We start from the raw sequence: 25,481 nt of genomic DNA, 5'->3' as shown, positions 1-25,481 counted from the left end.
GGCAAGGGCAGGCCTACCGATCGTGGAGCCCGCCACACACCCCCTACCCCGCACCCCCACCCCGCCCCTAGGTTGGGGGGACCCGCATCGCCAACCGCGCACCACTGAGTTCCGATGGAGGAACGCCATGGCCACGACACCCGTGCTCCGCAGGATCGGGATCGCGCTGGTCGCGGTCGTCTCGGTGGGAGTGGCGGGTGCCGCACCGGCGTCCGCTCTCGACAGGCCCGTCTCCGGATACCTGAAGGACAGCGGGCTCACGCCCGAGAAGATCCGCGACTTCCTCGGCGGACCCCTCATCTCGCCCTCGACGCAGGTGGGCTACGGCGGAGCGGTCTCGAGCGTCGACGCGAACGCGAGCCGCGTGGGCATGGAGGTGCTGAAGCGCGGCGGCAACGCAGCTGACGCCGCGGTCGCCACGGCCGCCGCCCTCGGCGTGAGCGAGCCCTACAGCGCCGGTGTCGGCGGAGGCGGGTACTTCGTCTACTTCGACAAGGCCTCCGGCGAGGTCAGCACCATCGACGGACGCGAGACAGCGCCGGCCGGCATCACCTCGGACGCGTTCCTCGACCCCGCGACCGGAGCCCCGTACCCGTTCACCCCGGACCTCGTCTCCTCCGGCGTCGCGGTCGGCGTGCCCGGCACGGTGGCGACCTGGGACACCGCGGTCGACCGCTTCGGCACCCTGCCGCTCCCCGTCGTGCTGGCGCCCTCGATCGCGCTCGCGGCGAAGGGCTTCCGGGTGGACGAGACCTTCCGCAACCAGACGCTCGACAACCTCGAGCGGTTCCAGGCGTTCCCCGACACGGCCGAGCTCTTCCTCCCCGGTGGGGACGCGCCGAAGGTGGGCAGCACCTTCCGCAACCTCGACCTCGCGAAGACGCTGACCTCCATCGCCGTCCACGGGCCGGACGCGTTCTACGAGGGCGCGCTGGCCGCCGAGATCGCCGACACGGTCCAGAACCCGCGGATCGCCGAGGGGTCGGACCTCCCCGCCCCGGCCGGCACGATGACGGCCGCCGACCTCGCGGCCTACTCGGTCGCCGAGCAGGCGCCGACCCGCGTCTCCTACCGCGGACTCGACGTCTACGGGATGGCACCCTCCTCCTCCGGCGGGATCGCGGTCGGCGAGGCCCTCAACATCCTCGAGAACCACGACCTCGCGTCCGAGGACACCGGCAGCGCCCTGCACCTCTACCTCGAGGCGTCCGCCCGCGCCTTCGCCGACCGGGGCGCCTACGTCGGCGACCCGGCCTTCGTCGACGTGCCCACCGAGACGCTCCTCAGCCAGGAGTTCGCGGACTCGCGGGACTGCACGATCGACCCGGCGACCGCCTCCGTCCGCCCGGTCGCGCCCGGCGCTCTCGACGGCTCCGGATGCGCGACCGCCCCCGCCGCGGAGGAGTCGGACACCGAGAACATCTCCACCACCCACCTCTCGGTCGTCGACAAGTGGGGCAACGCCGCCTCCTACACGCTGACGATCGAGCAGACCGGCGGCTCGGCGATGACCGTCCCCGGCCGCGGCTTCCTCCTCAACAACGAGATGACCGACTTCTCCCCCACCTTCGTCGACGGGGACCCGAACCGGATCGAGCCGGGCAAGCGCCCGCGCTCGTCGATGTCGCCGACGATCGTGCTCGACGGCGGGGACGTGCGGTTCGTCGTCGGCTCGCCGGGCGGATCCACGATCATCACGACGGTCCTGCAGACCCTGGTCAATCGCATCGACCTCGGCATGACGCTCCCCGAGGCGGTGGCAGCGCCCCGCGCCTCCCAGCGCAACGGCGCGACGACCTCCGCCGAGCCCGAGTTCATCGAGGCGTACGCCGACGACCTCGCTCCCTTCGGCCAGCAGCTGGTCCCCTCGGGCGACACCTTCACCTCGGCCGCGCAGATCGGCGCGGTGGCCGCCATCGAGGTCGACCCCTCCGGCCGGATGACCGCGGTCGCCGAACCGGTGCGGCGCGGCGGCGGCGTCGGGCTGGTGGTCCGGCCCGAGAAGTGACGCACCGGAGCCTCCGCGGCCCGCTGAGAGGAACCGTCGGCCGGCCGCTCCTCTCGCCCGGGAGCGGTCCTCCGCGGGAAGGAGACGTCTGCGACACTGGGGAGATGTCGTCGTCGCGCCCGCTGCGCACCCTCCGGGGTGTCGTCGTGGCGACGGTGGCGACGCTCGTCGCGCTGTTCTCGCACGTGGCCGGCGGCGGCCAGATCCCGGGTCCGCTCGGTGTCGCGATGCCGCTCGTCCTGTCGGTCCTGGTGTGCGTGGCGCTCGCCGGGCGCAGGCTCTCCCTGGTCCGCCTGGCGGTCTCGGTGGGAGTCAGCCAGTTCCTGTTCCACACGCTCTTCACGATCGGGACCTTCGCGGGGCCGGTCGATGCGCCGACCCTGCACGCGCACCACGGTGCCGTGATCGACGTCAGCGCGGCGATGACGCACAGCGGGATGACCGGCTCCTCGATGTGGGCGGCGCACCTCGTCGCCGCCGTCGCGACGACCGCGGCGCTCCACCGCGGCGAGTCCCTCCTCGTCAGTGTCGCCGCGACGACGAGCCACCTCGTCACCCGCCTGGTGCGGGTCCTGCCGACTCCGGTGGCCGCTCCTCGACCCGCGCGACGCTCCTCCTTCGAGCTGCGCGACGTGCTCCCCCTCGCCTCGGGCGTCTTCCCCCAGGCGGCGCTGCGGCGCGGCCCCCTTCTGCAGCCCGCCTCCTGATCATCGACGCGAGCCGCGGCGAGGACCTCCCCGGAGGTCCCCGCAGCGTCTGACCGACCCGTCTCCTCCCTGGACCCTCGCGAACGGCGCGCCCCTCACCGGGACGGCGGAGGCCGACGAGCCCGACTTCGAGGCGACGACGACCATCGGCTTCCCGGTGATCCCGGAGTTCTCGCACATGAGGCGCGCCCGCTCGGAGAACACCGCCGAGCGCTTCCACCGCCGGGCCTACAACTACGACGACACCCCGACGGGCGAGGACATCTCGAACTCCGGGCTGATCTTCGCGGCGTTCCAGGCCGACGTCACCGCGCAGTTCGTGCCGATCCAGAAGCGCCTGGACGAGCTGGACCTGCTCAACGAGTGGACGACGCCGATCGGCTCCGCCGTCTTCGCGATCCCGCCGGGCTGCGTCGAGGGCGGCTACATCGGCGACACCCTCCTCTGACCCTCACCGGCACCCGCCACAGCACCGAAGGACCAGAAGCATGACCACCACCGCCACGAGACCCCGCGACTCCGCCGACACCCCGCCCCCGCCGCACAGAAGCAGCGCAGGCTGGCTCGGACAGCTGCTGCTCCGCCTGCACTTCTCCGCCGCCCTGTTCGTCGGGCCGTTCATCCTCGTCGCCGCGACCAGCGGAGCGCTCTACGCACTCACCCCGCAGCTCGAGCAGGTCGTCTACGCGCAGGAGCTGCACGCCCCGAAGCGGACACCTACGTGCCCCTGGCCGACCAGATCGACGCCGCCGACGCGTACACCGGAGGCGGGCAGAGCATCGTCGCCGTCCGCCCCGCACCGAACCCCGGCGACACCACCCGGGTGATGTACGCGGACCCGTCGCTCGGCGCCAGCGAGACCCGCGCGGTCTTCATCGACCCGGCCACCGCCGACGTCCGCGGCGACCTCACCGCCTACGGCACCAGCGGCGCCCTGCCGTTGCGGACCTGGATCAGCGACCTGCACCGGACGCTGCACCTCGGGGACGTGGGCCGCTCCTACAGCGAGCTCGCCGCCTCCTGGCTGGGGGTCGTCGCCCTCGCCGGCCTGGGCCTCTGGATCATCCGCCTCCGCCGCGCCCGCGTGAAGAGGGACCTGCTGCGCCCCGCGCCGAGGACCACCGGCTACAAGCGCCTGTTCTCCTGGCACGCCTCCACCGGCGTCTGGCTGCTCGTCGGCGCCCTGTTCCTCTCGACCACAGGCATCACCTGGTCGCTCTACGGAGGCGGGAACTTCGAGACCCTCCGCTCCGCAGTCGGCTGGACCACGCCCTCGCTGGGGACGACGCTCGGCGACCGGACCGGCGAGGTGGCCGACGAGCACGCCGGGCACGCCGGACACGGCGCGGCCACCGGCGACGCCGTCGAGTCGACGGCGGGCTACTCGCCGGCCGCCTACGACTCGGTGCTCTCGGTCGCCCGCGAGGTCAACGTGAACACGGGACTGGTCGAGATCCGGCCGCCCGCGGCGGAGGGCTCGGCCTGGGTCGTGCAGGAGATCCAGCGCAGCTTCCCGACCGAGGTCGACGGCGTCGCGATCGACGGGAGCACGATGCAGGTCGTCGACCGGGTCGACTTCGCCGACTTCGGCCTCGTCGCCAAGCTCTCCCGCTGGGGCATCGACACGCACATGGGCTCGATGTTCGGGCTGCCCAACCAGCTGCTGCTGTTCGTCACCGCGGCCGGCATCGCCACGATGGTCGTGCTCGGGTACCTGATGTGGTGGAAGCGCCGCCCCACCCGCGGTCCCCGACGGCTCGGCGGCACCCCGCCGGCCCGGGGAGCGCTCCGGCGCGCGCCGTGGTGGGGAGTCGCGTCCGTCCTGGTCGTCGCCGCCGCGCTCGGGCTGTTCCTCCCGCTCCTGGGGGCGAGCCTCGCGGCCTTCGTGATCGTCGACACGCTGCTGGGGCTCCGACCCGCGCACCGCTGAGCGCGCGGGCGCCGGCCCGGTGAGGTCCACCGGGCCGGCGTCACAGCCCCTTCGGGAAGCCGAGGGAGCGCAGCACGGGGTCGAGGCCCTCCCACTGCTGACGCCGCTCCGCGTCCCGGTCGGCGTCGCTCCCCCGGAGTCCGACCGCCTTCCTCACCGTTGTCTCCGTGGATTCGGGGCAGTTGTCGGCTCTGGAACGCGCCAGGGGTCCCGGGTACGGCTGACCGCCTTCAGCCGCCTGATGGCATGCCGTGATGAGCCGCCCGGGACCCCGCAACGGCAGGACCGCTCATGGAGAGACGCGACCAGATCGCCCCGTGATGACATGCCGGCGAGGTCGTTCACGGCGCACCGCACCCGCTGAACGGAAGGACCCTGCGTGCCCCGACTCCGGGCCGGAATCGACGCCGGCAAGGCCGACCACCACTGCCGGTGAGGGTGCATCGATGATGCTCATCGCGCGCCTCCGAGCCAGAGTCCTGTTGCTGCGGCGATGACGCTGAGGAGGAGCGTGCCGAGAGCGTTGATGGCGGAGGCGAGTTGGCGTCCTTCGGCGAGGAGACGGACGGTTTCGAGGCTGGCGGTGGAGAAGGTGGTGTAGCCGCCGAGGAAGCCGGTGCCGAGGACGAGTCGCCACGGCTCGGGGGCGATGCCTGCGAGGGCGAGGCCGGTGATCAGGCCGAGGAGGAGTGATCCGGTGACGTTGATGACGGTGGTGCCCCAGGGGTAGGCGCCGCCGGTGCGGGCCTTGATGAGCCCGTCGAGGAGGAGCCGTGTTGCGGCTCCGATTCCACCGGCGAGGGAGAGCGCGAGGAACAGTGCGGGTGTCATGCCGGCACCTTCCTCTGCGTGCGTCGCCGGTGGAGTGCTGCGGCGAGGGCGACTCCGGTCCAGGACGCGAGGGCGCCGAGCAGGACGGTGCCGAGCGCGTAGAGGGCGGCGGGTGCGGGGTGTCCTGTGGTGAGCAGGTGGGCGGTGTCGGTGGCGAGGGTGCTGTAGGTGGTGAAGCCTCCGAGCGCTCCGGTACCGAGCAGCAGCCGTGCGGTGCGGCGTCGGCCCTCGTCGCTGCCGGCTCTGGCGAGGCTCTCCAGGAGTACGCCGAGCAGGAGCGCGCCGACGATGTTGATGGCGAAGACGACGGTGTCGAAGGCGGGATCGGCGGGAAACGCGAGGGTCAGGCCCTCCCGCGCCCCGGTCCCGACCGTGCCGCCGGCGGCGACGAGGAGGAGGTATCGCGGACGCAGGTGCACGGGTCGTGGCGTCCCGTCGGGGGCGTCGTCGACGTCGAGGTCGCTGTCGACCGGCAGCTCGGGGTCGGGGTCCGGGGGGCGGTGACGGTGGCGGTCATCAGTCACGGGGAGTGGGACCTTTCGGGAGGGGGCGGGTCAGTGGGTGAGACCGTAGTGCAGCGTGGGGTCGAGGTGTTCGATGTCGACGAGGCGGTTGTACTTCGCGACCCTCTCGCCGCGCGCGGGGGCGCCGGATTTGATCTGCCCGACTCCGGTTCCCACCGAGAGGTCGGCGATGAAGGTGTCGAGGGTCTCGCCGGAGCGGTGGGAGACCATGCAGCGCATGCCGGCGTCGTGCGCGGCCGCGATCGCGTCGAGGGTGCCGGTGATGGTGCCGATCTGATTGGGCTTGATGAGTGCGGCGTTGGAGTAGCCGTTGCGGGCTCCGTCGCGGATGCGGTCGGCGTCGGTGACGTAGAGGTCGTCTCCCACGAGCTGCACCCGGTCGCTGATGGCGTGGGCGAGGAGGGCCCAGCCCTCGTGGTCGTCCTCGGCGAAGCCGTCCTCGATGCTGCGGATCGGGTAGTCGGCGATCAGCTTCTCGTAGTAGCGGGCGAGTGCGTCGCGGTCGAGATCGGTGCCGGCGACGGTGTAGTGGCCGTCGCCGTGGAAGAAGCCGTTCGCGGCGGGATCCATCGCGATCGCGATGTCACCGGTGCCGGGCTGGTATCCGGCGTCGGTGATCGCTGCGACGAGGAGGTCCAGGGCGTCTTCGGGCCGGTCGATGGGGGGCGCGAAGCCGCCCTCGTCGCCGAGCCCGGAGGTGCCGTAGGCGGTGCGGACGCGGGCGGCGAGGGCGTGATAGATCTCGGCGCCGACCTGCACGGCCTCCTCCTCGGTGCCGGCGGAGACGGGGGCGATCATGAACTCTTGGAAGTCGAGGCCGTTCGCGGCGTGCGCGCCGCCGTTGATGACGTTGAAGTGCGGGACGGGCAGGGAGGCGGTCGCCCCGGTGTGATCGGCGATCCACCGGTGCAGGGGCAGGCCGGTGCGCGCGGCGAAGGCGCGGGCGGCCGCGATGGAGACGGCGACGACGGAGTTCGCTCCGAGGCGGGCGAGGTTCGCGGTTCCATCCAGTGCTCGCAGCGCTTCGTCGATCTCGCGAAGCGAAGTCCAGGAGTGGTCGAGCAGGAGGGCGCGGATCTCGCCGTCGACGGCCGCGACAGCGGAGCGGACTCCGCGTCCGCCGAACGCGGGGCCGCCGTCGCGCAGCTCGACCGCTTCGAACGCGCCCGTCGAGGCGCCCGCGGGGGCGGAGGCGTCCAGGACGGTGTCGTCGTCCAGACGCAGGGTGACAGCGACGGTCGGGAAGCCGCGGGAGTCGAGGATCTGCCGTGCGGCGACGTCGGTGATGACCAGCGGGTGTCCGGCGGGGTGGGTGACGTACTCGCCCGTCCCGTGGATGCTGGTGCGGGTGTGGCTGATGTAGGCGTTCATCAGGTTCCTCCTTCGTGGGCGAGCGTGATCGCCGCCCGGTCGGCTCTTGCGGGGTCGAGGTAGCGTCCGCTCCTCGAGATCGGTGTCCCGGACGGCCCGGTGTCGTACAGGTACGGCTGACCGGTCGGGATGTTCAGATCGCGGACCGCGGCATCGCCGAGGTCCTCGAGAAGGGCGCGCAGCGCGCGCAGGGAGTTGCCGTGCCCGACGATGAGCACCGTCTCGCCCTCCTGGAGGGCGGGCAGGATTCGCTCCTCGAGGAGCGGCTGCAGTCGGTGGACGACGTCGCGCAACGACTCCGTCTCCGTCATCGCCTCGGCCGGCTGCCCACGGAACGCCGCGGACCTGTGCAGCTGCACGAAGGCGGCGGCGGACAGAGCAGGCGGGCGGACGTCCATCGACCGGCGCCACTCCAGGAAGGCGTCGGCCCCGTACCGGGCTCCGACGGCGCTTGTGGACAGGCCGGTGAGCGCTCCGTAGTTGCGCTCGTTCAGCCGCCACTGGGCCGCGACGATCCGCGGCCGCCCTGGAAGGGCGCCGGCGATGATCCGGGCCGATTCGGTGGAGCGTTGCAGGGTCGACGTGAGGATCAGATCGGGGTCGATCGATGCGTCCCTCAGTAGCGTCGCGGCCTGTCGCGCTTCGTCACGTCCGAGGTCGGTGAGGGGGACGTCGAGGACGCCGCAGAAGAGACCGTCGGCGTTGCCGGTGCTCTCGCCGTGGCACACGAGGACGAGCGGGGGATGCGCGGGCATGGGTCACCTACCTGGTCTCTGATCGAGAAGGTAGGAACCATCAGCCTCGGCGGCAGTTCGAGCTCACGCTCGGGCGGGATCCATCACCACTGCCGTCAGCCTACGCCCGCACCTCGGTCAGGACCAGGGCAGCGGCTCCGAATCATCGACCGGGGCGAGGAGGATCATGAGGGCCGGCCGGTGCTGACGGTGAGCGAGACGGGCGCCGACGGCACCGGAGAAGACCTCCTGCACGGTGCGACGCAGAGACGGCTCCTTCGTGCCGACAATGATCATGACCGCATCGACACGGTCCGCGAGCGTCGCCAGAGCGTGTGCAACGTCACCGGCCATCTGATGCGTCTGCCACGGGACACGGTCACCGACGATCCGGTCAAGCCGCTCGAGGATCGCAGGATCTGGAGCCAGTGGAGTGTCGCATATGCACTGCGGGCGACACCGGCCCCTTCCCAAGGGTCCGGTCCCCGCCAGCTGCCCGCGCGTACACGTGCGGACGCTGCGGCGTACCCGAATCGCCTGCTACTGACGAAGCGCGCCTCGGGAACGAACGGTGGGATCACGCTCGACCCGACGATCGGGGTGTCGTCGAGGATGGCACGCGGTCGAACCGATCACCACGGAGACCACCGCGCGCGAGGCGGTGAGAAGCAGCTCAGGCGCAAGGGGGTCGCGAATCGTCGTCGGCGCGGTTCACTCACTGCATGGATGGTCTGCCCTTCGTTGTTCTCGTCGTCGTCTTTCTCGCCGCCGCCGCAGTGGTGTGGGTCGCCGGCATCCAGTTGTCGAAGGCCACGGACGTTCTGGACGCGCGCCTGCACCTGGGGAGTGCGCTGGGCGGTCTGATCGTTCTCGCCGTCGCGACGAACCTGCCGGAGATCGCGATCACCGTGTCCGCCGCGCTCTCCGGGAACCTGGACGTCGCGGTCGGCAACATCCTCGGCGGCATCGCACTGCAGACCGTGGTCCTCGTCGTCCTCGACCTGTTCGGCAAGCGCGGAAAGGGTGCGAAGCCGCTCACCTACCGTGCCGCGTCCCTCACACTCGTGCTCGAGGGGCTCGTGGTCGTCGCGGTGCTCGCCGTCGTCATCGCCGGCAGCCAGCTGCCCTCCGGACTGGAAGTGCTGCGCCTGACCCCGGACGTCGTCCTCATCGCCGGCCTCTGGGTCGTCGGGCTGCTGCTCGTGCAACGCTCCGGCAAGCACCTCCCCTGGCACGAGGACGGGCGGGCCCCCGACGCGACAGCATCCCCCTCGAAGAAGAAGACGCACCCGATGAGCACACGCAAGGCGACCATCGTGTTCACGATCTCCGCCGCGGCGACCCTCCTCGCCGGTGTCGTGCTCGAGCGCGCCGGTGACGCGGCATCCTCGCAGCTCGGTCTCTCAGGAGTGCTGTTCGGAGCCACCGTGCTCGCTCTCGCCACCTCCCTCCCCGAGATCTCGACCGGGCTGCAAGCCATCAAGCAGGGCGACGACAACCTCGCCATCAGCGACATCTTCGGCGGCAACGCCTTCCTCCCCGTCCTGTTCCTCGTCGCCACCGTCCTCTCCGGCACCGCAGTCCTCCCGCAGGCGAACTCGTCCGACATCTACCTCACCGCTCTCGCCGCCCTGCTCACCCTCGTCTACATCGTCGGACTGATCTTCCGACCCACCCGCCGCATCGCCGGCATGGGAATCGACTCGTTGATCGTGCTCGCGCTCTACACCGTCGGCATCGCCGGGCTCTTCGCCATCACCGCGACATGACGTCCGTGCCGCCGTGTGCAGATCGACCGGATCGCTGTAGCTCGAGCAGACACGGCCGCTGGCGTGATCGGCGTTGCGACGAGCCGTGCACCGGTCAGCGCATCTCGTGCGCGATCTCCAGGAACGCCGCCGCGGACGACCCGATGCGATCGGACCAGATGGCGCGGAGGGGTCGCACGAGTGCTGGTCCGCGGAGGGGCACTCGTATCAGTGAGCGCGCGGCGAGATCTGTTTCGACGGTGAGGATGCTCATGACTGCGGGCGCGATGCCGGCGCGGGCGTTCGCTCGGATGATCGCCGTCGTTTCAAGGATCGCGGCGGGAGTCGTGGGTGCGAGCCCGGCGTCGTGGAGCCATGCTTCGAGGGTCGTCCGGGTGCCGGAGCCTTCTTCTCGTGTCAGCAGTGCGGTGCCGGCCAAGTCCTCGGCGCTGATACTCGCCGCGCGTGCCCAGGGGTGGTCCGGTGCTACGACGACAGCGAGTTCGTCCTCCGCGACCACGTCAGAGGAGAGCGTGGCCGTGGACGCCGGTGTCTCGACGAATCCGAGTTGCGCGGCACCGGATCTCACGAGCTCTGTGACCGTGGCTGAATTGCCGGCGATCAGTTGCACACTCACCTCGGGTGTGCGCTGTCGGAATTCGAGGAGCCAGCGTGGGAGCAGCAGTTCGGCGATGGTCTGCGACGCCGCGAGGACCAGTGAGCCGGTCGGCTGTCGCAGTGCCGCCGCGCCCGCCTCGAGGCGGCGGGACGCCTCGAGGACCGGGCCGGCCAGCTCGAGCACGAGCCGGCCCGCGTCGGTCATCAGGGAACCGGTCGGAGAGCGGCGCACGAGCGGCTGCCCGATGGCGCGCTCCGCTACCCGCAGACGCGCCGAGACGGCCTGCTGGGTGACGCCGAGGGCTTCGGCAGCGCGGGAGAGCGAGCCCGCCTCGGCGACGCGTTCGAGCACCTCCAGCGTGTCGAGATCCAGGATCCGGTCCGTCAATCGCCGCGTCGCCACAAGCACTCATTGTGCCCCGCCAACACGATCGCTGTATCGGCTGGGGACGGCGATGCTCAGGCTGGAATCATGACAACTCTCTCCCCCGCCCGCGCATCTTCCTCGATCGGGCATCCTCCGCGGTCGAGGCGCTTGTTCCGGGAGCTGGAGCATCCGGGACTGATCGTGTCGAACCTGACGCCGAACTGGTTCGCGTCGATCATGGGCACCGGCATCGTCGCGGTCGCCGCCGCGTCCCTGCCACTCCAGTTCCCCGGACTGCGGACCGGGGCCACCGTCGTCTGGGCGATCTCCGCACTGCTGCTCGTCGCGCTGACGGTCGCGACCGGGCTGCACTGGGTCCGCTACCGCGGTACAGCGATGAGGCACCACCTGAATCCGGTCCTCTCGCACTTCTACGGCGCGCCTCCCATGGCGTTCCTCACCGTCGGCGCGGGAACCCTCCTCCTCGGCAAGGACTGGATCGGCGTGCCGGCCGCTGTCACCATCGACTGGGTGCTCTGGGGTGCGGGGACTCTCGGCGGGCTGGCGACGGCGGTCCTGGTGCCCTACCTCGCGTTCACCCGGCATGAGAACAAGCCCGATTCGGCGTTCGGCGGCTGGCTGATGCCGATCGTTCCGCCGATGGTGTCCGCTTCCACCGGCGCATTGCTGCTGCCGTACGCGCCCGCCGGGCAAGCGCGGGAGACGCTCCTGTGGTCCTGCTACGGCTTCTTCGGCCTCAGCCTGATCGCGTCACTGGTGGTGATCACCCTGATCTGGAACCGGCTCGCGCAGCACAAGGTAGGAGCGGCGGGGATGGTGCCGACGCTGTGGATCGTCCTCGGTCCGGTCGGACAGTCGATCACCGCTGTGAATCTGCTCGCCTCGAACGCGCCCACCGTCGTGGACGCCGGCATGGCGCGTGCGCTGCTGGTCGTGGCTCTGGTGTACGGCTTCGCGATGCTCGGCTTCGCGCTGCTCTGGACCGTCATCGCCCTCGCGATCACCCTCCGCACCGCGAAGGAGCACCTGCCGTTCAGTCTGACGTGGTGGTCGTTCACGTTCCCCGTCGGCACCTGCGTCACCGGACTGAACGGCCTCGCCCTGCACTCCGGTCTCACGGTCGTCGCCGGCCTCGCCGTGCTCTACTACGTCGGCCTGGTCGCCGCGTGGATCATCGTCGCCGCCCGCACGTTCCACGGTTCCGTGATCCGCGGCACCCTGCTCGCACCACCGCGGCCGGCCTGACCGGGATCGAGGAGCATCGTGGATGTCCGAACCTTGAACGCCCTCGCCGAGACCTGGCGGAGTACCGCGGACGCGACCGGACGCTTCGTTCCGGGCTTCGATCCCCGCTCCGGCGGCACCGCCAGTCGCGTCCTGGTGCTGATGCAGTCACCCGGCCCTCGGACGATCGCCGCGGGATCCGCTGCCGTCTGCAGCGAAGACAACCTCGGGCCCACCGCCGCCGCGTTCCGGGCGGCCCGCATCGAGTCCGGACTCTCCCGCGACCACTACGTCCGGTGGAACCTCATCCCGTGGGAGATCCCTGGCCGCGTCCGCCCCGCGGACATCGAGCAGGGCCGGCTCGCGCTCGGTGAGCTGCTGGAGCTGCTGCCCGCGCTCGAAGCCGTCGTCACCTACGGGACCGTGGCGCTAGACGGGGTCATGCGCTATCTGACCCTGCACGATGATCCCCGTGTCGTCCCCGTCCTCGCGGCACCGCACCCCTCACCGGCCAACGGGCGTCACCGCGCCGACCAGCACCTCCGCTCCGTGAACGCGCTCCGCCTCGCGAATCGTCTCGGATCCGGTCGGCGAGTCGCAGACTGACGGCACTGAAGGGAGACGTCCGCGTCTCGGTCGTCACCGGTCGCCGTGACCGATGAGGTGTTGATCTCAGACGGCCCCCGTCCTCGAACCGCTGACGGGAACGGCCTGGTCGTCCACGACGTCGACGGTGTACGCCGCGCCGTGCTCGAGCGTGTGGCCGACGGTGCACTGGCGGTCGACCGCCCGGTGGGTGCGCTCGGACAGTGAGGCGATCCGCTCGGGATCGAGCGCCGACAGGTCGGCGCGGATCACGGCGGCGATCGAGTCGTAGCGGTCCTCCCCCTCGGGCTTGGTCGCGGTGATGTCGGTGGTCGCTTCGAAGTCGGCTCCGAGCCGGCTGGCGAGGATGTGGTCCGAGGAGAGCATGCCGCAGGCGGCGAGGGCGAGGTGCAGCAGCTCGCCGGGCGAGAACACGCCGTCGGCGTCCGACCCGCCGATGCGGACCTCGGCTCCTCGCGCGTTGCGGCCGATGAAGCTTCTCGGGCCCTCGCGGGTGATGTGCAGCGGCGTGGTCTCGGTGCTCATGGTCTGCTCCTGTCCGGTGCCCGCGGCACCGCGGGCAGTGACGGTGTCTCCTGCGGGTGGGCGGTGTCTCAGGTGTCGGTGCGGACGAGGGGGGAGTTCGTGCCGCGGACCCTGATGTCGACGCCGGTGATCTCCGACCGGGCGACGCCCGTGGACGCCGCCAGGTCGACGGCGCGCCGCCCGGCCGCCGTCCAGGTGGCGACGGTGATCGTGCTGCCGTCTGTGCGGGTGATCACGAGTTCGTACTCCGCGTCGGCGGGCGCATCACCACTGTAGGTGCAGCTCCACTCCAGCCGGGTGCCCCACGGCTTCCCCTCGACCTGGATGTCCGCAGCGAGAGCGGGATCGGCCGCGATCGGGTCCATCGGTTCGAGGGTCGCCTCGCTCGCCACGGGAGCGCCCGCGATGCCCGTGCCGAGAGCGACACCTCCGAAGACGGAGGCGGTGACGGCGGCCGCGACGGCGAGGGACGTCACCAGCCGGCGCCGACGTCGGCGCGTCCGGACACGGTGGGCGATGGCGGGCAGCGTCACCATCGACGGCGGCGCCTCCTCGCCGTCGTCCGATGCGCTGATGGCGAGACCGTCCTCGACGGAGAGGCGGCCGACGATGCCGGGCAGTCCTGCCAGCTCTGCCACGGCCGCGCGGCAGGCCGCGCAGCCGCTGAGGTGCTGCTCGTACTCGAGTCGCTGATCTGCGGGGAGAGCGCCGAGGACGTAGGACGCGTCCCAGTCGCGGTACTCGTCCTCCGTCGCAGAGCTTCCGTGGTGGTCGTTCATCGGGTGACGCCCCTTTCCTGCAGAGCCAGTCGCAGTCCGCGCAGTCCGTAGTGCAATCGAGATTTCGCTGTTCCCTCGGGGATGGAGTGCCGGCGGGCGATCTCGGGGACGGTGTGTCCGAGGAAGTACGCGTCCACCACGATCTGACGATGCTCCACCGACAGCGATGCGAGAGCGTCGGCGACCAGGATGCTGTCCAGGACCGCGTCGGTGCGATCGGGGACGGCGCCGCCGCCGTCCTCGTCCTTCGCCGGCACCTCGCGTCGGCTCCGAGCGGATCGGGCGTCGTCGATGACGAGGTTGCGGGCGACGGTGAACAGCCACGCGCGAGCGGCGTCGGCGTCGCGTTCGAGGACCTGCGGGCGCTGCCAGGCCCGGACCATCGTCTCCTGCACGACGTCCTCCGTCAGCGCCGCGTTCCGAGTGAGGTTCTGCACGAAGCGCCGCAAGGCCGGGCCGTGACTCTCGTACAGCGCCGCCAGGAGCTCATCGACGGGGCGGGGCACAACGCTCACCGCCTCGAAGCGCCACGGTGCGCTCCCTCATCACGGTTGCTGCGATCACTGCCGGTCATCCCTTCCGTCCATGCCTGTCGAGAACCGGCGACCCGGCCCGACGATGCGCTTCGCTGCGCGGGGACGGGTCGCCGTCGCATCAGGACGCCGGGGTGGCGGTGCTCATGGCCGCGGCTTCCTTGTTCATCGTGCCGTCAGGGAGGAGGACGTACCAGGCGTCCTTCACACCCTGCCCGTTGACCTGGCCCGGCGCGGTGTCCTTCGCGAACCGGTAGACCGGCCATCCGTCGACGGTCAGCTGGGTCGTCCCGTCGGTGCGCGTGATCGAGCCGACCTCTCCGGTGATCCCGTCCGCGGCGGTCGTGCTGGACGCCGACACGGCCGGCCAGGTCGTGGCGCACTCGTCGTAGCAGCTGCTGCTGCCCGAGTTCTGCGTGTCCTTGGCGAACGTGTAGACGGTGTAGCCGGCCTCGTCCGTGATGATCTCGCCCAGCGGCGAGGACGCCGTCGTGAGAGCCGCCGTCCCAGCGGAGGCGGTCGCGGTGGCGGAGGCCATCGCGGTGGCGGAGGGGCTGTCGGCCGGCGCTTCCGACGAGGCGGCCGAGCCGGCGGCCGTCGAGCATCCGGCGAGAAGGACGGCGGCGAACGCCGCAGTCGTCATAGTGGTCGCGATTCGCTTGAGCATGATGCCTCCTGTAGTGCGGGGGCCGAGGTGGTCCCACCGAGGACACGACACAGCAGTCGCGGACGTTCACCGACGCGAGAAGATCGCTGGGAGAGCATCCGCGCGGCGGGCGGATTCAGTGAGAGCGACGATCCGTTGCGCGCTCCTTCGCGTGAAGGCCCGAGGCTGCGCGCTGCTCTCCACGGCGGCGTGCGAGCAGTGATCGACCATGTGCGCGACGGCTGCGGCCTGCCCGGCCGCCCGCGCGGCAGCGGTGGCGGCCCGCTCGCCCGCCTGCGTCGAGGCGCGGGCTGCGGCGTGCGCCGTGAAGGCCGCCGCGCGGCACTCGGTCATCGGAGCCTCGCCCCGCCCCCAGGCGAGGAGGACGTCGAGCGCGCGCCGGGGCCGGGCATTGTCCGGGTCCCGCTCCTCGAACGCGGGGAGGGCGCGCTCCGCGCACTCCGCCGCCCACCGCGCGAGCGCCCGGTGGACCTCCGGCTCCGGATCCGCCCAGGCCGGCTCCTCCGCTCCGCTCACGGGTCTTCCTCCGATTCCGGAGCTCAGCTGGCTCTTCCCAGATGAGGGTGCAGGTCGGCCGGGAGCGTCGGTCCGCAGATAGACGTCGAGGTCTCCCGACGACGGAGGTTCCTACGCCATCCGTCCGAAAGACCTCGACGTGACCGACGCTACCCCGCCGGCCGGCTTCGGCCGCCCTGACCTGACCGCCTTCGCGTCTCATCCCAGTCGACCCTGATCGAGTCTGCTGACCCCCTCGACGAGAACGCAGCGACATCACAGCCACCCAACCCCGACCGTCCGGGAAGCCGGGACACGTCACATGACCTGTGCTGCGGGCGTGTCGAGTGGGTCGTCCAAGGGCGACGCAGGAGCGTCGACGCGACGTGCTGAGAGGTGGTTCCAGTCGAGCGCTAGGACACCGGCTACAGGCATGGCGATAGGTCAGGAACGGCGTCGCTCCCTGCGCAGGAGGGAGCGCAGAGTCTCGGCATTCGCGTAGCCGACCCGTAGCGCGATCTCGGCGGAGGTGAAGTCCGTGGTTGCTGAGAGGTGCCGAGCTCGTTCGATGCGAAGCCGTTGGACGAAGCCGAGCGGAGTGAGGTTGAGCGCCGCACGGACTCGTCGTTCGAGGGTGCGCCGGCTGGTGCCGAGCGACTGCGCGACGAAGGCGACGTTGAACGGTTCGTCCAGGCGGGCGCGCACGAAGCGTTCGAACTCGACGACGATCGGGTCCTCGTGCCGGAGATGTTCGTAGGCGACGAAGGCCGCCTGAGACGGACGCTCGTCGATGATGAGGAGCTTGGCGACATGTTGGGCCAGGTCGGGGCTGATCGATCGCACGAGTGAGAGCGCGAGGTCGATGTGGGCGAACGCGGCGCCGGCGGTTACGAGGTTCCCGTCGACCACGACCATGGTGTCGAGATCGAGGGCGACGGTCGGATAGCGCTTCAGGAACTCCGGCCCCAGGAACCAGCTGGTCGTCGCCCTCCGATGATGCATCCGTCCGGTCTCGGCGACAGCGAACACGCCGGTGCACGCCGCGGCGATCCGGGTGGTCGCCTCGTCGAGGCGCCCGAGCGAGGCGATGACCGAACGAGCATCTCGGCTCTGGAGGACGTCGTTGGTAGCGGCGGCCGTAAGGGTTCCAAGCGCAGGGACGACGACCACGTCGAACTCTCCGGACTCCGACAGCGGGTGGTCCACCGACAGGGTCATCGATGCCGTCGTGGTCACTCGCCGTTTCGGTCCGAGGATGGCGAGTTCGATCGGGTCGATCCGCGGGTCGACATCGCCGCGGGCTCCGTCGGCCACCCGCACGATGTCGATGATCGACGCGATAGCCGAACCGAAGCAGCCGTCGATCGCGATCAGTCCGATACGCATGACGTAAACAATAGCAATACTGCCGTATACGCCACTCCCCACCGGCCCTCGCTCGTCATACGCTGAACTCGTCCCACGAAGAACCCCGACGTCAAGGAGAGTCCCTCATGTCCACACCCGCATCACTTCCGTATGCCTTCGTCGCCAAGATCGTCGCGGCCGATGGACAGCACGACGCGGTCGCCGATCTGCTCGCCGGCGCTGTCGCACTCGCCAACGAAGAAGTAGGAACGATCGTCTGGTTCGCGGTCAGGACCCACGCCGACACCTTCTGGATCTTCGATGCATTCCCCGACGAAGCCGCTCGCAACGCCCACGCCAACGGCGCCATCGTCGCAGCCCTGATGGCCAACCAGCACCTCCTCGGCGCAGCACCCGAGATCCTGGCGGCCGACGTCCTCGCGTCCAAGCTCCCGTAGTCCGCCAACGCACGAGACGATCGCGCCCCGCCGAGCCGTCGCCAGGTCGCGACGCAACGCCACGCTGCGTTGCCGAGCGGTGCGAGGCCTATCGGCACACGGACAGGATGCCGGCCGCGAGCGCTCAGCCGGCGAGGGGTCCGTCGCAGAGGAGAGCGACGTCGGTGTCGGGCAGAGCCGTGAGGCCAGCGCATCGCGCGACCACCAGAACGGTTCGCCGGAGCCGCCTGTCGGAATCGAACGGACGACCTCATCACGTCGGCTTTGCGTCTAGCGCTTGATGCGCCCACTGGGCGAACGAGCCGCTGACCTGCGCAAACGCCGAGCGTGGAGGACGCCGCCATCCGGTGGTGACCGACCACGACCGACCAGTACCGACCGTTTCACCGGAGCTTGCGGCGGCGTCGAAGCCGAGCAAGCTCCATTCTTCTAGCTCACCGCGCCCTCCTCCTCGCCGGCCCCGTCGTCGGCGAAGACGTTTCAGGGGTCTTCTCAGATGACGGTGTAGGTCGGCCGGGAGCGTCGGTCCGCAGATAGACGTCGAGGTCTTCCGACGACGGAGGTTCCTCGGCCATCCGTCCGAAAGACCTCGACGTGACCGACGCTACCCCGCCGGCCGGCTTCGGCCGCCCTGATCTGACCGCCTTCGCTCGACTCGACGGCCTCGGTCTGCACACCGGCGCGGACCTGCTCACCGACAAGCAGAGCGACAGGCTACGCGCGCTGTTCGTTGATGACGCTCACGTCGAGGTCGAGGCGACCTGGGGTGTCCATCAGCGCATGATCGCCGCCTATCGCCACGAGGACCGGCAACGTGGCCGCGAGCTCATGGAGAAGCTGCTCACCGACCTCAGCGCCGGCGTCCCCAAGGTGCTCACCGAGCTCACCACCCTGGGCCGGACCCTGAAGAAGCGAGCCGCTGACGTGCTCGCCTACTTCGAACGACCCGGCACCAGCAACGGGCCGACCGAGGCGCTCAACGGACGGCTCGAACACCTGCGCGGCTCCGCACTCGGGTTCCGCAACCTGACCAACTACATCGCCCGAAGCCTGCTCGAGACCGGCGGCTTCAGACCCCAACTCCTACACCCCCGATTGGGATGAGCCGCTCAGCTCCGGCGCGGCCGCCCCGTGAAGTGCTTCACCCCGTAGACCAGGAGGAGCAGGATGCCGCTCAGCTGCAGGGCGAGCGAGAAGCCGGAGGCGAATTCACCGGCCGGCCACACCAGCCTCAGCACCAGCGCGACGAACATCGCTGTGACCCCGACGACGAACAGGACTCGATTCCGCATCCGTCGAGTCGACCATCCGCACGCGGGCCCTGGCCGACCGCCAGTGCTCAGCTCAGGCGCTCGGTCAGGTGGACGGTGACGACGTCGCCGAGGTCCTTGCCGATCGTCTTCCGCAGCTTCGCGCTGATCGACAGCATGTGACCGCCGGCGCCGGTCGGCAGCAGGCCCGCGGTCACCGGCTCGCCGTCGACGGTGGCGACCACCTTCACGGACCTCCCTGTGCCGAGCAGCTCGACGGAGCCGGGCACCTCGACGCACGACCAGAGGTCGCCCTTCACGGTGACGCCGATCGGAGCGGTGAAGGCGAGGTCCAGGGGGCCGGCGCTCATGCGCTCTCCTCCGCGGACGCCGCGCTCTCGCCGCGGGAGTCCTGCCCGCCGTACCGGTCGAGGATCTCGTCGTACATCGCGGCGTCGAGCAGACCATCGGACAGGGCCCGGCGGACCTCCTCGAACTCCCCGGGGTCGAGGGTCGTCCAGTCGAAGCCGTCGCTCGGCGACCCGGACCGGTAGCGCCAGCGGCCGAGCTCGTCGACGGCCTGCTCCCGCGTCAGCTCCCCCTCGGCGAAGCGCTGCGCGATCCCGTACGGTGTCGGGCCGGAGAAGCCGGAGCGCACGTGCGCCAGCGCGGCGGCCCCCTCGATCCCGTGGGACACCTCGTCGATCGACATGCGGACCCCTCCCGTCCGAGGGTCCACCGACCCTCCCGTCGACCCTACGACGAGACGTCGCATCCCGGTCGGGCCGGGCGAGGCGCACTGCCCTCGACAGGCGGCTACCGTTCCTCCATGACCGGACACGCCGCTACGTCCCGGCACGAGTTCCGCGTCGACTCGCGCACGCTCGTCGCCCACGACTTCCTCGGCACTCGAGCCCCCAGCGCTGCAGTCGTCTGGTGCGGAGGGACACCGCACACCGGCGCACTCCTCGCTCCCCACGTCGACGCCGCTGCGGCGCGCGGCATCCGGCTCGTCTCCGTCGCCCGTCCCGGCTTCGGCGGCTCGATGCGCGCTCCCGGACGGAGCATCGCGGATGCGGCCGCCGATGTGCTCCGCGTCGCCGACCTGCTCGGGATGGAGCGCTTCGTGGTGACGGGCTACTCCGGCGGCGGCCCGCACGCGCTGGCCGTCGGGGCTCTCGGAGGTGATCGCGTCCTGGGCGTCGCGACGTTCGGCAGCCCGGCGCCCTTCAGCGACGACGGAGCGTGGTTCGAGGGCATGCAGGATCCGGGCGCTCTCCGCAGCGCGCGCGACGGCCGGGCTGCGCGCGAGGAGTGGGAGGAGACGGCCCGCTTCGATCCGGAGCAGTTCACCGGTGACGACTACTCGGCCCTCGACGGCCCGCTGACGGCGCTCGGCGCAGAGGCCGGCCGCGCCTCGGAGCTCGAACAGGGCGGGAGCGTCGACGACGACCTCGCTCTCGTCATGCCCTGGGGAGTCGACCTCTCGCGCCTCACGGCGCCGGTCCTCCTCCACCACGGCGCGGCGGACAGGGTGGTCCCGGTCGCCCACGCGGAGCGGATCCGCCGCCTCCACCCGGCTGCGGAGCTCACGATCCGGCCCGGTCGAGGCCACATCGGCGTCCTGCTCGACTGGCCGGACGTCCTCGACCGCCTCCTCGCGGACGGGACCCCCGGGGACCGCCCCGGCAGCGGAGGCTGAGCGTCTCATCGCGGCCGGCAGCGGATCCGACGCGCAAGGTGGGCCTGGAAGGGCCACGCTTCGGGAGGGCTCCCTCCGCGAGGATCACGGCATGGCCCCCCACACGGATCCCCGCCGATGACTCTGCAGGACCTCGCCGACGAGCTCGCCCAGGCTCTCGACCGCCCGGTGACGATCGAGGACGCCTCGAGCCGGGTGCTGGCCGCGACGCGCGCGCGCGAGGAGGCGCCTCACGACGGGGTGTTCCCCGTCCAGGATCCGCGGGGCCGGCTCGCGACCCTCCTCCTCCCCCGGGAGCGGCCCGCGCCGCTCACTCCGGCCGAGTACTCGCTCATCGACGCGGCCGTCGGAGCGATCCGCCGCCTCCTCGGCCCCTCGACGCGGGCGGGCGGCAGCTCCCGGCGCGCAGACGTCCTCGCGGCGCTCCTGTCGGGCGACGGCGGCACCCGGCGCGCCTCCTTCGCCGAGGCGGTCGAGCGCCGCTGGCTGCGCCGGGACGCCCAGACCGTGGTCCGCGCGGTGCGGCTGACCGGCCCGACCGGCTCCCTGCAGCGGACGGCGCTGGCGCGGCGGATCGACGCGAGCGCCGCCTCCGGCCTGACGTTCCTCGGCGACCAGGAGGGCGTGCTGTTCTTCGTGAGCGTGGAGGCGCCCGAGGCCGCCGCGGAGGCGGACGACGTCCTGCGGGCGGAGGCGCGCGGCCGCGGCACGGCCGTCGACGCGATCGGCTCGGCGCGCTTCGACGTCCGCGACGACGACCTCCTGCCGACCGCCGAGCGGGCCGCTCTCGCGGCGACCATCGTCGGCTCCCTGCCCGACGGCCGTAGCCGGGCCGACATCGCCGAGCTCGGGGCCTGGGTGCTCCTCGCCTCGATCGGGGCGGACAGCTCGCAGCTCGCCATGCTCTCGCCGGCCGCGGCGACGCTGCTCGAGCGGGGCGACGAGGTGCAGCGGCGGACGGTCGAGGCCTACCTCGACGTGCGCGGCAGCGTGCGGGAGGCGTGCGGGCTCCTCCACATCCACCGCACCACGCTCTACTACCGCCTCGACAACCTGCCCGAGGCGGTCCGGGAGGCGCTCGACGACGGCCTCGCCCGCAGCACGCTGCACCTCTGCCTCAAGCTGATGAAGTTCCGCGACGGGCTCGAGCGGCGGCGGGCCTCGTGACCGTGGCCGGGGACCTCCCGCAGGTCCGCCTCTACGGGCGGCGCGAGAGCCGCGACGCGTGGGAGATCCGCGACCTCCTCTCGCGCAGCGTCGTCTCGTTCTCGTGGACGCCGATCGACACGGACGAGCAGTGCCTCGCCGTCGCCGGGCACCCGCTCGCCACCGCGTCGCTCCCCCTCGTGGTGTTCCCGGACGGCAGCCGCGCCTCCGATCCGACGCTCGCCGAGGTCGCGGCCCGGCTCGGCTGGGTCGGCTCGCCGCGGCTCGCGGAGTACGACCTCTCCATCTACGGAGCCGGTCCGGCCGGGCTCTCGGCCGCCGTGTACGCCGCCTCGGAGGGGCTGAAGGTCGTGGTCCTCGAGCGCTCGGCCATCGGCGGGCAGGCCGGCTCGAGCAGCCTGATCGAGAACTACCTCGGCTTCCCGCACGGGATAGCGGGAGCCGATCTGGCCGAGCGCGCGCGGCAGCAGGCCGTCTCGTTCGGCGCCGAGCTGCTGCGGATGCGCGAGGGGATCCGCGGGCGCTTCGCCGACGACCGGATCCACGCGCTGCTCGCCGACGGGACGACCGTCGTCGCCCGCACCAACATCTGCGCCACGGGCATCCAGTGGCGCCGGCTCGGCCTCGAGCGCGAGGACGAGCTGCTCGGCGTCGGCCTCTACTACGGTGCCGGCACGAGCGAGGCGCCGCTCTGCGAGGGCGAGGACGTCGTGGTCGTCGGAGGCGGCAACTCGGCCGGGCAGGCCGTGATGAACCTCTCGGCGCACGCGCGGCACGTGACCATGCTGGTCCGCGGCCCGGATCTGGCCGACAGCCTCTCCTCCTACCTCGCGGAGCGCGTCGTCCGGCAGCCGAACGTGACGATCCTGCTCGACTCGCGCGTCACCCGCCTGCACGGCGCCGACGCCCTCGAGTCGATCGAGGTCGAGAACTCGGCGACCGGCGCGCACGGGGCGCTGGCCACCTCCCACCTCTTCGTCTGCATAGGGGGCGAGCCGGATACGACGTGGGCGGCGGAGACCGCGATCGTCCGCGACTCCGGCGGCTACCTCGTGACGGGACCGGACCTCGCCGGCGAGCACGCGGCTCGCGACTGGCCGCTCGAGCGGGCGCCGTTCTACCTCGAGACGAGCGTCCCCGGCTCCTTCGCCGCGGGGGACGTGCGCCGCAGCTCGGTCAAGCGCGTCGCCTCCGCCGTCGGCGAGGGCGCGATGGCCGTCACCTTCGCCCACCGCCACCTGCAGGAGACCTCGTGAGCCGCCGGCTGCCGACGGTGCGCCACGGCGTCGGCTTCTGGATCGTCGCCGCGACCTTCCTGCTCGTGATGGCGTACTCCACAGTGCCGACTCCGCTCTACCCGCTCTACCAGCAGCTCGACGGCTTCCCGCCGTTCGTGATCACCGTCGTCTTCGCCGCCTACGCGGTCGGAGTGATCGTGAGCCTGTACCTCGCCGGTCACGTCAGCGACTGGCTCGGCCGCCGCCGAGTGCTGCTGATCGCGGTGCTCGTCTCGGCGATCTCGGCCGTGCTCTTCTCGCTGACGACGGAGGTGCCGGGGCTGATCGTCGCCCGCTTCGTCAACGGCGTCAGCATCGGGATGCTCACCGCCACCGCCACCGCGCACCTCGGCGAGCTGCGCGCCCGCGCCCGGCCGGACGAGAACACGATCGTCGCCGCGTCGATCTCGGGCGCGGTGAACCTCGGCGGACTCTCGCTGGGCCCGCTGCTCGGAGGGGTCTTCGCCGAGTTCCTGCCCGATCCGCTCCTCCTGCCGCACCAGGTGTTCCTGGTCGCGCTGCTCGTGGCGGGCCTGGCGCTGCTCCTCGTGCCCGAGACGGTCGACGTGCCGGAGACGGCGCCCCCCTACCGGCCGCAGCGGCTCTCGGTGCCGGCGGACGCGCGCCGGGCGTTCCTGCTCGCGGCGTTCGGAGCGTTCTCGGCCTTCTCCGTCCTCGGCCTCTTCACCTCGCTCGCACCGACGTTCCTGGTGCAGACCTTCCAGGTGCGCGACCACCTGCTGGCCGGCGCGACGTCCTTCGCCGTGTTCGCCTCCGCGGCCCTCGGCCAGCTGCTGCTCGTGAAGGTGGGGATGCGCCTGCAGCTCTCGATCGCGGTGGCGGGCTGCGCGGTCGGGCTGGCGGCGGTCGCGGCCGGAGCGATCGCTCCGCAGCTGGGAGTGTTCCTCGCCGGGGCCGTCGTCTCGGGCTTCGGGGTGGGGCTGCTCTTCAAGGGCTCGATCGGCACGGCGGTCGCCCTCGCGGATCCCGCCCGCCGGGGCGAGACCCTGGCGGTGGTGTTCCTGGTCGCGTACACGGGGCTCGCGGTGCCCGCACTGGCGGCGGGAGCGGCGCTCGACCTCGTCGCCGCGACGACGGTGCTGACGGTGTTCGCGGCGCTCGTGCTGGCGGCGACCGCGACGGCCGGCGTGCTGCTGCGCGCCCGCAGCGCGGCGGCCGGGCGATGAGCGGCGGAGCGGGGCGGCGCTGCGGGGTGCGGGCCGGCGGCCGTCCGGGTGCCGGCCGCGTGCACCCCGGACGGCCGCCCGCCGCATCAGAAGTCCTCGCGCCGCTCCTGCTCGGCCTCGGCGGCCGGCTCGAGCGCGGCGAGATCCCCGAGCGCGAGGCGCAGCTGGCGCAGCAGCCACTCCTCGGTCAGCGCACCCGCGTCGAGCGCGTCCAGCCGGCGGAGGCGCTCGGCGGCCGACCCGGTGAGGTCGGCGGGCGTCCCCGCGCTCATGCGCCGTACCCCGCTCCGCGGAGCAGGCTGCGCAGGTCGACGAGCTGCTGCTCGTCCACGTCCTTGTGGTGCGGCCGGTGGAGGGTCTCGGTCGTCGAGCCGACCGTCACCGAGAAGGCGCCGTCGTGCTTCTCGTGGACGGTGCCGACGGCCTCGAGCAGCGTCAGCACGTCCGCCCAGAGGACGTTGTGGCTCGGCGAGTCCTCGAGCAGCCGCTCGAGGGTGTCTCGCTGGTTCGAGTGGAGGTGGCGGGTGTCGGTCATGAACGGCCCTTCGGTGTCTGCGCACGCGCCCCGGTGGCGGTGCTCGGCGTCGCGTCCGACGGTAGGCGCGCGGGTGGAGCCGGTGCGCGAGTCGGATGACTCGAAGAGCGGACGCCGCGGGGCGTCCCCGCGAGAGGTGCGGCCGTGAATCCGGAGCCGGGCGACCGCCTCGACGAGGAGGACCCTCCCCGCACGCCCGCGCTGCCCGAGGCCGCCGTCTCCGCCGCGTCGCTCCCGGACCGGCCGGCCGCGTTCCTCAACGCCCTCCTGACCGAGCACTTCGTCCTGGAGTCGGCGCGCGGCATCACCGTGACGGAGTCGAGCAGCCGCGCCTCGCTCTACCTGACGATGCTCTCCAGCTCGCTCGTGGCCTTCGGCTTCCTCGCCCCGACCCGGTACGCGATGGGGTTCCTCGCGGTGATCATCCCGGTCGTCGTGCTGCTGGGGGTGTTCACCTACGAGCGGCTGGTGCAGACCTCGATGGAGGACATCGCCGCGCTGACGGCCATCCAGCGCATCCGCCGCTACTACGGGACGCTGCTGCCGGGCGCGGGCGCCTACTTCGCGGTGCCGCGCGGCCGCCACGCGCCGAACGAGCTGCTCGAGATCGGCCGGCGGCAGAGCTGGCGGGGCATCTTCTTCACGATGTCCTCGGCGATCGCGGTGGTCAACTCGATCGTGGCGGGCGCCGGAGTCGCGCTCGCGCTGACGCAGAGCGGCGCGGACGAGGTCTCCGCGATCGCGTGCGGGATGGCGGCCGCCGTCGTCCTCGCGGTGCTGCACGGGGTGTACCAGTTCCACCGCTACCGGCAGATGCGGCTGCGGATCGCCGAGGCGGAGGCGCTGGACGGGGTCGAGAGGGGGTGACGG

Annotated in this window: 28 protein-coding genes, 4 pseudogenes and 1 riboswitch; of the genes and pseudogenes, 14 read left to right on the top strand and 18 right to left on the bottom strand. The window is 71.7% G+C overall.

What is annotated here, in order from left to right:
* The first annotated feature begins 127 nt into the window (after positions 1 to 127).
* The 4 genes and pseudogenes from ggt to C5B93_RS09485 all read left to right on the top strand — a co-directional run bounded on the left by ggt (position 128) and on the right by C5B93_RS09485 (position 4,645).
* Positions 128 to 2,008 (top strand): gamma-glutamyltransferase, encoded by a 1,881-nt coding sequence (ggt, locus tag C5B93_RS09500; protein ID WP_104292331.1) that lies wholly within the window; start codon positions 128 to 130, stop codon positions 2,006 to 2,008.
* A 104-nt stretch (positions 2,009 to 2,112) separates the two neighbouring features.
* Positions 2,113 to 2,715: a hypothetical protein gene (locus C5B93_RS09495; RefSeq protein WP_104292330.1), complete on the top strand. Its 603-nt coding sequence runs from the start codon at positions 2,113 to 2,115 to the stop codon at positions 2,713 to 2,715.
* 76 nt (positions 2,716 to 2,791) lie between these two features.
* Positions 2,792 to 3,163, top strand: a pseudogene (locus C5B93_RS09490) (Dyp-type peroxidase); the annotation flags it as partial.
* Positions 3,164 to 3,203: 40 nt separating this feature from the next.
* Positions 3,204 to 4,645: pseudogene (locus C5B93_RS09485) on the top strand (PepSY-associated TM helix domain-containing protein).
* Positions 4,646 to 5,098: 453 nt separating this feature from the next.
* Here C5B93_RS09485 and crcB read toward each other — a convergent pair.
* The 5 genes from crcB to C5B93_RS09460 all read right to left on the bottom strand — a co-directional run bounded on the left by crcB (position 5,099) and on the right by C5B93_RS09460 (position 8,402).
* Positions 5,099 to 5,476 (bottom strand): fluoride efflux transporter CrcB, encoded by a 378-nt coding sequence (crcB, locus tag C5B93_RS09480; RefSeq protein WP_104224798.1) that lies wholly within the window; start codon positions 5,474 to 5,476, stop codon positions 5,099 to 5,101.
* Positions 5,473 to 6,000 carry a CrcB family protein gene (locus C5B93_RS09475; RefSeq protein WP_258062373.1) on the bottom strand — a complete coding sequence of 176 codons (528 nt, stop codon included), beginning with the start codon at positions 5,998 to 6,000 and terminating at the stop codon, positions 5,473 to 5,475. Before C5B93_RS09475 ends, crcB begins: the two co-directional genes overlap by 4 nt.
* A 30-nt stretch (positions 6,001 to 6,030) precedes the next feature.
* Entirely contained in the window at positions 6,031 to 7,371 is a 1,341-nt protein-coding gene (eno, locus tag C5B93_RS09470) for a phosphopyruvate hydratase (RefSeq protein WP_104224797.1), read from the bottom strand.
* The gene (locus tag C5B93_RS09465; protein ID WP_104292329.1) at positions 7,371 to 8,126 is read right to left on the bottom strand and encodes a 2,3-diphosphoglycerate-dependent phosphoglycerate mutase; all 756 of its coding nucleotides are present in this window, start codon (positions 8,124 to 8,126) and stop codon (positions 7,371 to 7,373) included. The genes eno and C5B93_RS09465 overlap by 1 nt, the downstream gene beginning before the upstream one ends.
* Before the next feature lie 24 nt (positions 8,127 to 8,150).
* Positions 8,151 to 8,223, bottom strand: a riboswitch (Fluoride riboswitch).
* Between the two features lie 20 nt (positions 8,224 to 8,243).
* Positions 8,244 to 8,402, bottom strand: a complete 159-nt coding sequence (locus C5B93_RS09460) for a hypothetical protein (RefSeq protein WP_181068372.1) — start codon at positions 8,400 to 8,402, stop codon at positions 8,244 to 8,246.
* Between the two features lie 425 nt (positions 8,403 to 8,827).
* Here C5B93_RS09460 and C5B93_RS09455 point away from each other — a divergent pair, with 425 nt between their 5' ends.
* Positions 8,828 to 9,874, top strand: a complete 1,047-nt coding sequence (locus tag C5B93_RS09455) for a sodium:calcium antiporter (protein ID WP_104292327.1) — start codon at positions 8,828 to 8,830, stop codon at positions 9,872 to 9,874.
* A gap of 94 nt (positions 9,875 to 9,968) precedes the next feature.
* Here the strand turns inward: C5B93_RS09455 and C5B93_RS09450 are convergent, their stop codons facing one another.
* Together C5B93_RS09450 and C5B93_RS17880 are read right to left on the bottom strand one after the other, a co-directional pair.
* A complete protein-coding gene (locus C5B93_RS09450; protein WP_258068193.1) occupies positions 9,969 to 10,655 on the bottom strand; it encodes a LysR substrate-binding domain-containing protein in 687 nt (228 codons plus the stop codon).
* Between the two features lie 63 nt (positions 10,656 to 10,718).
* Positions 10,719 to 10,823, bottom strand: a pseudogene (locus C5B93_RS17880) (LysR family transcriptional regulator); the annotation flags it as partial.
* 120 nt (positions 10,824 to 10,943) lie between these two features.
* Between C5B93_RS17880 and C5B93_RS09445 the strand changes: the two are divergent.
* Together C5B93_RS09445 and C5B93_RS09440 are read left to right on the top strand one after the other, a co-directional pair.
* On the top strand, positions 10,944 to 12,104 hold the full coding sequence (locus C5B93_RS09445) for a TDT family transporter (protein ID WP_104288701.1): 1,161 nt from the start codon (positions 10,944 to 10,946) through the stop codon (positions 12,102 to 12,104).
* A gap of 18 nt (positions 12,105 to 12,122) precedes the next feature.
* The gene (locus C5B93_RS09440; protein ID WP_258062371.1) at positions 12,123 to 12,689 is read left to right on the top strand and encodes a uracil-DNA glycosylase family protein; all 567 of its coding nucleotides are present in this window, start codon (positions 12,123 to 12,125) and stop codon (positions 12,687 to 12,689) included.
* A gap of 66 nt (positions 12,690 to 12,755) precedes the next feature.
* Here C5B93_RS09440 and C5B93_RS09435 read toward each other — a convergent pair whose 3' ends face one another.
* The 6 genes from C5B93_RS09435 to C5B93_RS09410 form a co-directional block, all read right to left on the bottom strand.
* A complete protein-coding gene (locus C5B93_RS09435) occupies positions 12,756 to 13,214 on the bottom strand; it encodes an OsmC family protein (RefSeq protein WP_104263392.1) in 459 nt (152 codons plus the stop codon).
* A 68-nt stretch (positions 13,215 to 13,282) separates the two neighbouring features.
* The gene (locus C5B93_RS09430) at positions 13,283 to 13,993 is read right to left on the bottom strand and encodes an anti-sigma factor (protein WP_104292325.1); all 711 of its coding nucleotides are present in this window, start codon (positions 13,991 to 13,993) and stop codon (positions 13,283 to 13,285) included.
* Positions 13,990 to 14,508 carry a sigma-70 family RNA polymerase sigma factor gene (locus C5B93_RS09425; protein WP_104224788.1) on the bottom strand — a complete coding sequence of 173 codons (519 nt, stop codon included), beginning with the start codon at positions 14,506 to 14,508 and terminating at the stop codon, positions 13,990 to 13,992. Before C5B93_RS09425 ends, C5B93_RS09430 begins: the two co-directional genes overlap by 4 nt.
* Positions 14,509 to 14,647: 139 nt before the next feature.
* Positions 14,648 to 15,193: a hypothetical protein gene (locus tag C5B93_RS09420; RefSeq protein ID WP_146076490.1), complete on the bottom strand. Its 546-nt coding sequence runs from the start codon at positions 15,191 to 15,193 to the stop codon at positions 14,648 to 14,650.
* Between the two features lie 66 nt (positions 15,194 to 15,259).
* Complete coding sequence (locus tag C5B93_RS09415; RefSeq protein ID WP_146078471.1) at positions 15,260 to 15,709, bottom strand: putative immunity protein; 450 nt, start codon at positions 15,707 to 15,709, stop codon at positions 15,260 to 15,262.
* 423 nt (positions 15,710 to 16,132) lie between these two features.
* Positions 16,133 to 17,074, bottom strand: a complete 942-nt coding sequence (locus tag C5B93_RS09410) for a GlxA family transcriptional regulator (RefSeq protein ID WP_053548963.1) — start codon at positions 17,072 to 17,074, stop codon at positions 16,133 to 16,135.
* A gap of 107 nt (positions 17,075 to 17,181) precedes the next feature.
* Between C5B93_RS09410 and C5B93_RS09405 the strand changes: the two genes are divergently transcribed.
* Together C5B93_RS09405 and C5B93_RS09395 are read left to right on the top strand one after the other, a co-directional pair.
* Positions 17,182 to 17,493 (top strand): putative quinol monooxygenase, encoded by a 312-nt coding sequence (locus tag C5B93_RS09405; RefSeq protein WP_104292323.1) that lies wholly within the window; start codon positions 17,182 to 17,184, stop codon positions 17,491 to 17,493.
* A gap of 669 nt (positions 17,494 to 18,162) precedes the next feature.
* Positions 18,163 to 18,597: pseudogene (locus C5B93_RS09395) on the top strand (transposase); the annotation flags it as partial.
* Between the two features lie 5 nt (positions 18,598 to 18,602).
* Here C5B93_RS09395 and C5B93_RS09390 read toward each other — a convergent pair.
* The 3 genes from C5B93_RS09390 to C5B93_RS09380 are packed head-to-tail and all read right to left on the bottom strand — an operon-like array spanning position 18,603 to position 19,455.
* Positions 18,603 to 18,785: a hypothetical protein gene (locus C5B93_RS09390; RefSeq protein ID WP_104224784.1), complete on the bottom strand. Its 183-nt coding sequence runs from the start codon at positions 18,783 to 18,785 to the stop codon at positions 18,603 to 18,605.
* Positions 18,786 to 18,832: 47 nt separating this feature from the next.
* Positions 18,833 to 19,114, bottom strand: a complete 282-nt coding sequence (locus C5B93_RS09385; protein WP_104292322.1) for a DUF1905 domain-containing protein — start codon at positions 19,112 to 19,114, stop codon at positions 18,833 to 18,835.
* Positions 19,111 to 19,455 carry a hypothetical protein gene (locus C5B93_RS09380; protein WP_104292321.1) on the bottom strand — a complete coding sequence of 115 codons (345 nt, stop codon included), beginning with the start codon at positions 19,453 to 19,455 and terminating at the stop codon, positions 19,111 to 19,113. The genes C5B93_RS09385 and C5B93_RS09380 overlap by 4 nt, the downstream gene beginning before the upstream one ends.
* A gap of 117 nt (positions 19,456 to 19,572) precedes the next feature.
* Here C5B93_RS09380 and C5B93_RS09375 point away from each other — a divergent pair, with 117 nt between their 5' ends.
* From C5B93_RS09375 to C5B93_RS09365, 4 genes are all read left to right on the top strand, one after another.
* Complete coding sequence (locus C5B93_RS09375) at positions 19,573 to 20,445, top strand: alpha/beta fold hydrolase (RefSeq protein ID WP_104292320.1); 873 nt, start codon at positions 19,573 to 19,575, stop codon at positions 20,443 to 20,445.
* A gap of 117 nt (positions 20,446 to 20,562) precedes the next feature.
* The gene (locus tag C5B93_RS17495) at positions 20,563 to 21,612 is read left to right on the top strand and encodes a helix-turn-helix domain-containing protein (RefSeq protein WP_219814033.1); all 1,050 of its coding nucleotides are present in this window, start codon (positions 20,563 to 20,565) and stop codon (positions 21,610 to 21,612) included.
* A complete protein-coding gene (locus C5B93_RS09370; RefSeq protein ID WP_181133764.1) occupies positions 21,609 to 22,868 on the top strand; it encodes an NAD(P)/FAD-dependent oxidoreductase in 1,260 nt (419 codons plus the stop codon). The genes C5B93_RS17495 and C5B93_RS09370 overlap by 4 nt, the downstream gene beginning before the upstream one ends.
* A complete protein-coding gene (locus C5B93_RS09365) occupies positions 22,865 to 24,076 on the top strand; it encodes an MFS transporter (protein WP_258068189.1) in 1,212 nt (403 codons plus the stop codon). The genes C5B93_RS09370 and C5B93_RS09365 overlap by 4 nt, the downstream gene beginning before the upstream one ends.
* Positions 24,077 to 24,162: 86 nt before the next feature.
* Here the strand turns inward: C5B93_RS09365 and C5B93_RS09360 are convergent, their stop codons facing one another.
* Positions 24,163 to 24,348, bottom strand: coding sequence for a hypothetical protein (locus C5B93_RS09360; protein WP_104224778.1), 186 nt, complete (start codon positions 24,346 to 24,348; stop codon positions 24,163 to 24,165).
* Positions 24,345 to 24,611: a hypothetical protein gene (locus C5B93_RS09355; RefSeq protein ID WP_104261239.1), complete on the bottom strand. Its 267-nt coding sequence runs from the start codon at positions 24,609 to 24,611 to the stop codon at positions 24,345 to 24,347. The genes C5B93_RS09360 and C5B93_RS09355 overlap by 4 nt, the downstream gene beginning before the upstream one ends.
* A gap of 144 nt (positions 24,612 to 24,755) precedes the next feature.
* Between C5B93_RS09355 and C5B93_RS09350 the strand changes: the two genes are divergently transcribed.
* Entirely contained in the window at positions 24,756 to 25,478 is a 723-nt protein-coding gene (locus tag C5B93_RS09350; protein WP_104257442.1) for a hypothetical protein, read from the top strand.
* Positions 25,479 to 25,481 lie beyond the last annotated feature (3 nt).

The sequence above is a fragment of the Rathayibacter sp. AY1A2 genome (assembly GCF_002930935.1).
In the GTDB taxonomy this organism is placed as follows: Bacteria; Actinomycetota; Actinomycetes; order Actinomycetales; family Microbacteriaceae; genus Rathayibacter.
The sequence above is the reverse complement of the archived record's forward strand: the minus strand, read 5'-3'. Positions and strand labels throughout refer to the sequence as shown.